The following is a 9718-nucleotide window of genomic DNA, read 5'->3' as shown; positions in this document are numbered from 1 at the left end:
GGGCCACCGCGGCGCGGCCGGTCACGGCCTCGATCCGGCGGATCCCCGCGCCGACAGACCCTTCGCTCGCAATCAGGAAGAGACCGATCTCCGCGGTCGTCCGGACGTGGGTGCCGCCGCACAACTCGCGGCTGTAGCCGTTCACGCCGACGACGCGCACCTCATCCCCATACTTCTCGCCGAAGAGCGCCATGGCGCCCGAGGCGACGGCCTCGCGGTACGGTTTGATCTCGGTCGTCACCGGCTGCGCGGCCAGCACCAGTTCGTTGACGCGTGTCTCGATGCGCTCCCGCTCGTCCGCCGTGAGCGCGCGCACGTGCGCGAAGTCGAACCGCAGGCGGTCCGGCGCAACCAACGATCCCGCCTGCCGCGCGTGCTCGCCCAGCACCTCGCGCAGCGCGGCGTGCAGCAGGTGGGTCGCCGTATGGTTGCGCGTGATATCGCGCCGGCGTGACGCCTCCACGATCAGGCGCACGGCGTCGGACGTGCGCAGCGTCCCCGAGGTCACGCGGCCGTAGTGAACCGTGAGGCCCGGAACCGGGCGCTTCGTGTCCTCGACCGTGACGACGGCGGCGGGGCCGCCGTTCTTGTCCAGGACGCGGATTTCACCGGTGTCCCCCACCTGACCGCCGGCCTCCGCGTAGAACGGCGTGCGATCGGTGACCACCTCCACCGGCTCTCCGGCCTTGGCCGCGTCCACCCAGCGGCTGCCGTCGGAAACCGCCAGCACCCGGGCGTCGGCCGTAAGACCGTCGTACCCGACAAACTCGGTGGGCGTGGTGAACTCTCGTGCGCGCTCGTAGTGGGCGCGCTGCGCCAGGTTGTCGGCGAAACCGTCCGTGGCGCGCGATCGGGCCTTCTGCCGGGCCATTTCCTCGGCGAAGCCCGCTTCGTCGATCTCGAGCCCGTGCTCGCGCGCAACGTCGCGGGTCAGGTCGGGCGGGAACCCGTACGTGTCGTAGAGGCGAAAGACGTCGGCGCCGGGGATCACGCGCCGCGAGGCTCGCTTGACCTCTGCGATCACATCGTCCAGCCGGCCGAGCCCCCCCTCGAGCGTCTGATCGAACCGGGCTTCCTCCGCGCCGAGCACGTTGTGGACGAACGCGCGCTGGGCCACGAGCTCCGGATAGACCGGACCCATCGTCGCCGTCACGGCGTCCGCGAGGGCGCCGAGCACCGGTTGGGTCGCACCGGCCCGCCTGGCGAACCGTACCGCGCGGCGAATGATCATGCGCAGCACATACGCCCGGCCTTCGTTGCCCGGGACGACGCCGTCCGCGGTGAGAAACGTCATCGCCCGCCCGTGGTCGGCGAGGACACGATACGCGACCGCGTGCGCGGCGCGCTCTGCCGCGGTATGCCCGAGCACGGCCTGGATCCGGTCCAGGATCGGCAGGAAGAGGCTGGTGTCGTAGTTGGTGGGCACCCCCTCGATCACCGAGGCGATGCGCTCGAGTCCCATCCCGGTGTCCACGCCGGGGCGAGGCAGCGGGGTGCGAGTCCCGTCCAGCGCCTGCATGTACTGCATGAACACGAGGTTCCAGATCTCGAGCCAGCGGCCGCAGTTGTTGTCCAGCCGGACGCTGCAGTCCGGACGCCCGCACGTGCACGCGGCCGCGCCCCCATCGTAGTGCAGCTCGCTCGTCGGCCCGCACGGCCCGACGTCGCCCATCATCCAGAAATTGGTCGTCTCCCCCATCCGCAGTACGCGCGCGTCCGGCACGCCGAGCGCCGCCCACGCGGCCGCGGCCTCGTCGTCGCCGGCGAGCACCGTGAGCACGAGGCGATCCGGCGGTAGGCCGAGGGTCCGGGTCGCAAACTCCCAGGCGAACGCGATCGCCTCGCGCTTGAAATAATCGCCGAAGCTGAAATTGCCGAGCATCTCGAAGAAGGTGTGGTGCCGCGGGGACGGCCCGACGTTTTCGAGATCGTTGTGCTTGCCGCTCACCCGCATGCACTTTTGCACCGAGGTCGCGCGGCGGTACGGCCGGCTTTCGAGGCCGAGAAACACGTCCTTGAACGGGACCATGCCGGCGTTGGTGAACAGGAGCGTCGGATCGCCCGCCGGCACGAGCGAGGCGCTCGGCACCCGGGTGTGGCCGTGTTCCTCGAAGTAGCGGAGGAAGGCCTCGCGGATCTCGACCCCGGTCATGGCCGCGGCGGGGCGCCCTCGCCGTCCGCCGCGGCCAGCAGCCGCTCGGCTTCCACGACCGCCCCGTCGATGCCGTCGACGGCGCGGTCGATGAGGTCCGAGGTGATGACGAGCGGCGGCTCGATCCGGATCACCTCGGGCTTGTTCAACGTGTAGAAGGTGATCACACCCCGGTGCCCCGCCTCCGCGGAGACCAGCAGCGCGTAGTCGCTGTGCGTGAACTCCACCCCGATCATGAGGCCGCGGCCGCGGACGGCGCGGACGATCCGGGGATGCCGTGCCTGCACGCCACGAAGGCGGTCGAGGAAGCGCACGCCGAGCGTCTCCGCGCGATCCGCCAGGCGCTCCTCCACCAACACGTCGAGCGTCGCGATCGCCGCCCGGCAGGCGAGCGGATTCCCGCCGAAGGTCGAGGAGTGCAGGTACGGATCCCGCCGGAACTGGTCCCACAGGCGCGGCCGCGCAACGAACGCCCCGATCGGCACGACGCCGCCGCCGAGGGCTTTGGCGACGGTCATGATGTCGGGGGTGACGTCCTCGTGCTCCACGCAAAACAACCGGCCGGTCCGGCCGAGCCCGGTCTGGATCTCGTCGGCGATCAGCAGGATCCCGCGGCGATCGCAGAGGTCCCGCACGGCGCGCAGGTAGCCGACCGGCGGAACGATCACGCCGGCTTCGCCCTGGATCGGCTCGAGGATGACCGCGGCGGTTTCCGGCCCGACCGCGGCCTCCAGCGCGGCGAGATCCCCGAACGGCACGTGCGTGAACCCGGGGACCAGCGGCTCGAACGGCCGCCGGTAGTGCTCGCGGCCGGTCGCCGACAGGGCCCCGAAGGTCTTCCCATGGAACGCGTCGCTCATCGCGACGATCCCGGGCCTCCCCGTTGCCAGGCGCGCGAGTTTGAGCGCGCCCTCCACGGCCTCCGCGCCGCTGTTGCAGAAGAACGAATACTGGAGATCGCCGGGGGTGAGGCGGCCGAGGCGTTCGGCCAGCTCGGCCTGCGGCGCACTCGGCATGGTGCGCACGGACATCGGAATCCGGTCGAGCTGCTCGCGCACGGCCGCGAGCACGCGCGGGTGGCGGTGACCGATGTTGAAGATCGCGGGACCGCACGCGCAGTCGATGTAGGCGCGGCCGTGCACGTCCCAAACGAAGCAGCCCTCAGCCTCCCACTCCACGGTCTCGGTGCCGCCGAACCGGTAGAGCCGCGCCAGACCGGGGTTGAGGTAGTGCCGGTAGCGTTCCAGGGTGTCGCGGACGAGGCGGTCCCGGGCCTCGCCGGGCGGGAGGCCGCGGGGCCCCGGCGGCGCGGCCGGACCCCTTGCGGGGTGGTCGACCATCACGCCGTCACGCCGGACCGCCCGGCGCTGTGTCCGTCCTCCGGCGCGGCGGCCTGTTGGAGCGCCACCCGGGCGCGCTCGACGACCTGGCGCGTCTCCTTATATTTGATCCGGTCGAGGGCGTCCGCGATCGTCACCCACTCGCAGCGGACGAAACCTTCCTCGCGCTGCGGATGCGGTTCCTCACCGCCGAGGAACTCCATGAGATAATAGTGGACCGTCTTGTCGTAGTGGGTATCCTCGGCCTTCCAGAAGAACATGTAGTGCTCTTCGCCGAGGTCGGCGACGATCCGAACGTTGCGGAGCCCGGTCTCCTCTCCGACTTCGCGAACCGCAACACCGTCCGGCGTTTCGCCCTGCTCGATGGTCCCTTTGGGCAGCATCCATTTGCCGGTCTCATGCTGCAGCAGCAGCACGCGGACGTCCGGCTCTCGGGAACCGGGCGCGCCCGCCGCGGCTTCTGCCGCGGCACGGGTATCCGGCGCGGACACTCGCAGAAACACCACGCCGCCGGCGCTGCGGGCGTGCTTCATCCTGCGATGTGACTCCCGCGCCATACCCCTCCCGGAACGCATACGTCACGGCAAACCGCGCCGCCGCGCCGGACCTTCCGCACGGCGCGGCAGGGCGACGAGGAAGGAAACGCCTAGTGCCGCTTGTTACGCCGGGCGGCGCGCCGACGGCGCTTCTGGCTGGGTTTCTCGTAGTGCTCGTGGCGCTTCGCGTCGGTGAGGATGCCCGACCGCTTCACCTGGCGCTTGAACCGCCGCAGCGCGCTGTCGAGCGTCTCGTCCTTGCCGATTCGAACTTCCGTCAACCTGGCACCCCCAGGCGCACCGTAGGCCGGCCAATAATAGGCACATTATACACTGAACCCAAAGGAAATTGGAGCGCACTTCCCGCCGCGGACCCTCGACGGCGTTCGTCCTCTCTCTATGGAGCGCCCCAAATACTCAGTTCGAACGGTTGTCCCCCTCAAACTGAAGTGGGACGCTTAAAATTACTATTTTCCGCGGTGCCACTCGGGGGAGGCAGGCGGCTGAAACCGTCTGGCTGGCTGTTGGTGTGTCCTGCAGCGGTCCGCCGCGTGTCACTCTCTCCGGCGGCCGTCAGACCATTGCTCCCCATTGTTGGGACCGATGACCGCTGATTCAGTCGATGAGGTGCGGTTGACCGTCGCGGACGCGATGGTGGTGACGGCCGAGTCCGTGAACAGCCACGATACCGTGGCCACCGCCACCAAGAAACTGACGCGACACCACCTCACGGCGCTTCCGGTCGTCGAAGACGGCCGCGTCGCCGGCTTGGTTACGCCGCAGCAACTCCTCGCGGCGGCTCCGTATCGGCTCGTCGTCGACGTGATGACGCCCGGGATTACCCCGGTCCCCGCGGACCTGCCCCTGGTGCAGGCCTATGCCGCCATGACAAGGCAGCGGCTCGACGTCCTGCCGGTCATCGAGGACAACGAGCTGGTCGGGCAGATCTCCGCGGCGAACATCCTGCGCAAACAGGGCCAGCAGAGCGACCCGCTCACCGGCCTGCCGTCCGCCGCCGCGCTGCGGGCCTGGGCCTCGGCGGCCCTCGCGCACGGCCACGAGGTGTCGGTGCTCTTCATCGACCTCGACAATTTCGGCATCGTCAACAAGACTCTCGGCCACGTCGCGGGGGACGATATGCTCGTCGCGGTCGCGGAATTGCTCGGCGGTCTCGTGCGCGACCGAACGGACATGCTGTGCCGCTACGGCGGCGACGAGTTTGCCATTGCGACCACCCGGCGCGAACCGGAAGCACGCGAACTGGCCGAGCGGATCCAAGCCGCGGTCGTGCTCCCCACCGACTTGACCAGCGGACTCAACCGGGTCACCGCCAGCATCGGCCTGAGCGGCGGGCGACGCACCGAGGGCCGCACTCGCGCGCATCTTGGGGCCACGATCGACGATCTGCTCACGCTCGCCAGCCGGGCCTCAACGGCCGCCAAGGACGCGAAGCACACCGCCGAGTCGACCGCGCGTCTGAGCACCGCGAACGGCGAAACGCGGTGGACGGCGGTCCCGCCGGCGGACACCGTTCAACAGGCGCGCCTCCGCCTGGTCGATGTGACCATTCGGAGCGATGAAGCGGGCAGTGAGGTTGCCGTCGTGCTGCGGTTAGGCGCCCGTGAAAGCACCGGTCGCGCCGCCGGACGTGTGCACGGCCAAGGCATCTTCTTCCTGGCCGCGGAGGCGACGCTCGATGCCCTCCGGTTGACTGCCGGCGAGGAGCACGTCTACACTCTCGAAGAGTTCACCGAAGTGCCGACCGCGGTCGACAAACTGGCGGTCGTCGTTCTCGCCAACCGATCAAACGGCGCAACCTCATTCATCGGAAGCGCTCGAGCGCCCGATTTGACGCACGCGGTCGTCAAGGCGGTCCTCGACGCCCTCAACCGCCCGCTGAGCAGGACCCTGGCGCAACGCCTGGCCGGTCAGACCGCGTAGCCGCGCCGGCTCTCAGAACGCGAGAGCCTCGTCCTGGTCCGAAAGCAACAGGGTCGCGAGGGCGGCATCGTCGCGCCCGGCGCGCCGGCGTTCTTCGTCGTCCGCGCAGAGCAGCTGCTGGTACACGCCGAACGCCTCGGTCGAGATCACCTGCCGCAGACTCGCTTCGAGCGCGAGCTTCCGAAAGAAGATCTGTTCCTGGGAGATCTTGCGGTACAACCAGATGGTGTGTTCCCGCATCTGACGTATCTTTCGCTGGGTGGCGAAGCCGAGATCCCGCCGCTCCGCGACGTCGACGAGTCGCCGGTAGCACCGTCGGAGCTCCTGCGCCAGGCCGGCAAACTCCCGCGTCAACGTCTCCACCGGCATCCGGCGGCCCTCGCGCACGATGTGCAGCACACCGGCCTCTATCGCGCTGAGTGTGACGACCAAATCCCCTACATCCTGAGCCGCCCGCTCGGCGCTTGGTGCCGCGATCTGCACGGTGAGGTCCCCCCCCATCGCCATGGCTTCTCGCGACGTCATCGGTTCCGGCTCACCGGTGCTCCCGCGCCGCGGCCTCTCAGACCCCAGGCCAGCGCCGCCGCCGTGGTCAGCACCTCGGTTGCGATCCCCCACGGCGGGTAAGCGGTCAGATGCGGAAACACCACGCCGGCCGCTCCTTCCACATATGCTTTGATCCCCGGAGCGTCCGGGAGGAGGGCGGCCAGCGCCGCGGCGAACGGCGCCCAACTCCCTGCCGACCACACCAGGATTCCGCACAGCGCCAGGCCCAACGCGGTGTCGACCGCCGCGCTCAGATTCGGCCCGTTGATCCAGCCGATGTCGATATGGGGCACCGTATCCAACACAAAATGGCTGGCGAATGCAGCGGGCAGCGCGAGCGCGGGCCGCCGGACGCGGGCACCGATCGCCGCGCCAACGACAAGGTGCGGCGTGAGATCCAAGACCTCACACGGATTTCGCGGACGCCCACGCGACCCACCGGGTGACTCCGGTCGTCAACAGCACGGCGAGAGGAAACGCCGCTACGATCGGGCCGGCGAGCACAAGCCCGACCGCGCTTGCTCCCGCCAGCCCCGTCGCTCCGTAGAGCCAGAAGGCGGTTTGACGAGCCGACCAGCCGGCATTCAAGAGCCGGTGAGGCAGATGGTCCTTCCCCGTTGAGGTCATGAGGCGCAGCGGATTCCGGAGGCCGTTGCGATAGCGCCGGACGTGTACAAGCAAGAAGTCGCCCACCGGGACTCCGAGCAGCAAGATCGGCGCGATCCAGCTGACCAGCGCGGCGTGGTGTTCGCGCGACGGGATCAGGGTGCCCGGGAGTGCGGCGACAAGGAACCCCAACATCAGACTGCCGTTATTCCCGAGAAAGATGCGCCCGGACGAAAAATTATAGGGCAGGAACCCCAACACCGCCCCGGCCAGCGCGGCGGCGGCGACTCCGACGCCGGGACGCGCCCAGAAGACCGCCAGCGGGATGAGCATGAGGGCGGTCACAGCCACGGTGCCGGCGGCCACGCCGTCGGCGCAGTCGAAGCAGTTCAGCGCGTTCGCCACCCCCAAGATCCAGAGCACCGCGAGGATCTCGCCGGCGTACGGCCACGGCAATTGGGCGTTGACACCGCCAAGGCGAACAACGGTCACCACCACCGCCGCCTCGAGGCCGAGCTTCCACGCGCCCGCATTGCGCAGATCGTCAAGAAGGCCGATCACGCTGAACGCCGCCGCGCCCGCCAGCAACAACATCATCTGGTCCAGCCGCCCCGGCCTGATGTCCACGGCGGTCGAAGCGGCAAACGCGACGAACACTGCGAGCCCGCCGAGCCGCGGCGTCGGGCGGCGGTGAATCTTGCGCTCGGACGGAAAGTCCAGCACACCCAGACGCTCCCCGAGCCATCCGCTTACGGGGGTGAGGATCAGCGAGATTCCAAGGGCGCTCAGGAAGCCGAAGAGGTAAGGAGCCGTTGTTCTGTCTCCTTTCTGGTGAAGACCGCGACGGCCGCGCGAAGAACGATCTCGGCCTGGTCGTCGGTCAGGGACGGGTACAGCGGTAAGGAAAGCGCCGTTGCGGCCGCGTGCTCGGTACGGTCGAAGCCCCTCTGCCCGAGCAGGGCGTGCAGCGGTCGGGGCACCGGGGGCTTGCATTCAACGCCGAGCTCGCGCAGCGCGCGGGCGGCCTCCGCCGCGCCGCGGATGCCGACCACGTACCGGTAGTAGATGTGCGACCGCTGCGGCAGCGGGTACGGCAGCACGAGCGGCAGGTCGCGGAGCGCCGCGTGGTATCGGGCGGCCAACGCGCGGCGGCGGACGAGGAACGCGGAGAGCCGCCCGAATTGACTCAAGCCGAGCGCGGCCTGCATATCCGTCATCTTGTAATTGAACCGGACCGGAAGGGCGCCGCGGCCGTCGTAATCTCGAAGATCACGCGCCCGCCTCAGCACCACCTCGGAGTTCGAGAGGAGCATGCCGCCTTCGCCCGTGGTGATGACCTTGGTGGCGTAAAACGAGCACACGGTAATGACGCCGGCGCCGCCGGCGGGCCGCCCCTGGTATGTCGCGCCCAGGGATTGGGCACAGTCTTCAATCACCGGCACGCCGAGATCGCAGAGCGCGTCCAGATCCGCCGGCACTCCGAACATGTGGGGAACGATCATCGCCCGGGTGCGGCTCGTGATCAGGCGGCCTGCCTCTCGCGGGCACATGGCGTATTCACCTTCGGCCAGGTCCACGAGGCGGGGGGTCGCGCCGACGTGCCGGACTGCGTGCAGCAGCGCGACGCATGTGTACGACGGCAGAAGCACTTCGTCTCCCGGACCGACGTCGAGCGTCAGCAACGCCAAGTGCAGTGCGGCGGTCCCGGAATTTGTCGCCACACCGCCGCGCCGCCCGAGATAGCCTGCGACGGCGGCCTCAAAGTCCGCCACCACGCTGCCCTGAGCCAGGTGTCCGGATTGAAGCACCCGGGCGACGCCGTCAACGTCCTCCGGCCCAATCGTCGGACGGGAATGTGCGATCATAGCACGACGCGGTGGCACTCGAAGGCCTCGGCGGCGTCCACCGCGATATTGGCACCGCGGAATCGCGCCAGATATTCGACGTTCTTGATGCTTCCGGGGTCCGGAAGCCGGCGCAGCTGCGACCTATGGCAGGCGAGGGCATCCAGCTTGACGGACAGGTACTCCGAAATATCGACGTAGAGGTCCGGACGAAACCCGTCGCCCCAGCCCAACTGCGCGGCGTCGCAGGCGAGGACCATGTTGATGAAGGGCTTATCGCCCCGCAGGTGCGGGCGGCACGCCGCGAAGCCGGCCTTGAAGACGGCTTCGTGGTCTTGATTATAGGAAGGATGCGGAAGGATCAGCGCGGTCGGCCGCACCTTGTCGATGGCGTATTGAGCGTCCCGTTCGAACAGCGCGATGAGATCCCGCCGGGGGATCGCATCCAAGCGCAGGTGCGTCTTCGCGTCCCGGAACAGCACTTCGTACCCGTCGACCTTGAGGAGGTCCATGGAAGCCCGCAGCTCAGCTTCCCGCGTCTCGGCGGCAACCGTCGGTGCCTCCGATTTGTAGTGCTGCAGGTCGCCGACGGACACCACAATGACGTGCACGCTGCCGCCGGCGGCCTTGATCTTCGCGATTGTCCCCGCGCACCCGTATGCCTCGTCGTCCGCGTGGGGGGCGATCACGAGGGCGCGCTGCGAAGCCCAGAAATCGCGTGTTTCAGGGACCGCGCACGACCCGCCCATGTAT

General features: G+C 68.9%; 10 protein-coding genes. 1 reads left to right on the top strand and 9 read right to left on the bottom strand.

The window, feature by feature from the left end; translation table 11 throughout:
- The 4 genes from alaS to rpsU all read right to left on the bottom strand — a co-directional run.
- Positions 1–2152, bottom strand: a 2152-nt coding sequence (alaS, locus tag VFL28_01365; GenBank protein ID HET7263288.1) for an alanine--tRNA ligase, incomplete at its 3' end; no start/stop codon positions are given.
- Positions 2149–3492, bottom strand: a complete 1344-nt coding sequence (locus tag VFL28_01360; GenBank protein HET7263287.1) for an aspartate aminotransferase family protein — start codon at positions 3490–3492, stop codon at positions 2149–2151. The genes alaS and VFL28_01360, both read right to left, overlap by 4 nt.
- A complete protein-coding gene (locus VFL28_01355) occupies positions 3492–4025 on the bottom strand; it encodes an NUDIX domain-containing protein (protein ID HET7263286.1) in 534 nt (177 codons plus the stop codon). The genes VFL28_01360 and VFL28_01355 overlap by 1 nt, the downstream gene beginning before the upstream one ends.
- 113 nt (positions 4026–4138) lie before the next feature.
- A complete protein-coding gene (rpsU, locus tag VFL28_01350) occupies positions 4139–4309 on the bottom strand; it encodes a 30S ribosomal protein S21 (GenBank protein ID HET7263285.1) in 171 nt (56 codons plus the stop codon).
- Positions 4310–4631: 322 nt separating this feature from the next.
- Between rpsU and VFL28_01345 the strand changes: the two genes are divergently transcribed.
- Positions 4632–5969: a GGDEF domain-containing protein gene (locus VFL28_01345; GenBank protein HET7263284.1), complete on the top strand. Its 1338-nt coding sequence runs from the start codon at positions 4632–4634 to the stop codon at positions 5967–5969.
- 12 nt (positions 5970–5981) lie between these two features.
- On the opposite strand, the gene VFL28_01340 is transcribed toward VFL28_01345, so the two are convergent.
- The 5 genes from VFL28_01340 to VFL28_01320 all read right to left on the bottom strand — a co-directional run bounded on the left by VFL28_01340 (position 5982) and on the right by VFL28_01320 (position 9654).
- Positions 5982–6494, bottom strand: a complete 513-nt coding sequence (locus VFL28_01340; protein ID HET7263283.1) for a hypothetical protein — start codon at positions 6492–6494, stop codon at positions 5982–5984.
- Positions 6491–6916, bottom strand: a complete 426-nt coding sequence (locus tag VFL28_01335) for a hypothetical protein (GenBank protein HET7263282.1) — start codon at positions 6914–6916, stop codon at positions 6491–6493. Before VFL28_01335 ends, VFL28_01340 begins: the two co-directional genes overlap by 4 nt.
- A gap of 4 nt (positions 6917–6920) precedes the next feature.
- Complete coding sequence (locus VFL28_01330; GenBank protein HET7263281.1) at positions 6921–7844, bottom strand: MraY family glycosyltransferase; 924 nt, start codon at positions 7842–7844, stop codon at positions 6921–6923.
- 62 nt (positions 7845–7906) lie between these two features.
- The gene (locus VFL28_01325) at positions 7907–8986 is read right to left on the bottom strand and encodes a DegT/DnrJ/EryC1/StrS family aminotransferase (protein HET7263280.1); all 1080 of its coding nucleotides are present in this window, start codon (positions 8984–8986) and stop codon (positions 7907–7909) included.
- Positions 8983–9654: a PIG-L deacetylase family protein gene (locus VFL28_01320; protein ID HET7263279.1), complete on the bottom strand. Its 672-nt coding sequence runs from the start codon at positions 9652–9654 to the stop codon at positions 8983–8985. The genes VFL28_01325 and VFL28_01320 overlap by 4 nt, the downstream gene beginning before the upstream one ends.
- Positions 9655–9718: the final 64 nt, after the last annotated feature.

The organism is bacterium, from assembly GCA_035691305.1.
GTDB lineage: Bacteria > Sysuimicrobiota > Sysuimicrobiia > Sysuimicrobiales > Segetimicrobiaceae > DASSJF01.
The sequence above is the reverse complement of the archived record's forward strand: the minus strand, read 5'-3'. Positions and strand labels throughout refer to the sequence as shown.

What these genes read in the sequence shown, in the direction of transcription:
- VFL28_01360 (HET7263287.1), bottom strand. Translation starts at nt 3,492, where the DNA reads ATGGTCGACCACCCCGCAAGGGGTCCGGCCGCGCCGCCGGGGCCCCGC.
- VFL28_01355 (HET7263286.1), bottom strand. Translation starts at nt 4,025, where the DNA reads ATGAAGCACGCCCGCAGCGCCGGCGGCGTGGTGTTTCTGCGAGTGTCC.
- VFL28_01345 (HET7263284.1), top strand. Translation starts at nt 4,632, where the DNA reads ATGACCGCTGATTCAGTCGATGAGGTGCGGTTGACCGTCGCGGACGCG.
- VFL28_01340 (HET7263283.1), bottom strand. Translation starts at nt 6,494, where the DNA reads ATGACGTCGCGAGAAGCCATGGCGATGGGGGGGGACCTCACCGTGCAG.
- VFL28_01325 (HET7263280.1), bottom strand. Translation starts at nt 8,986, where the DNA reads ATGATCGCACATTCCCGTCCGACGATTGGGCCGGAGGACGTTGACGGC.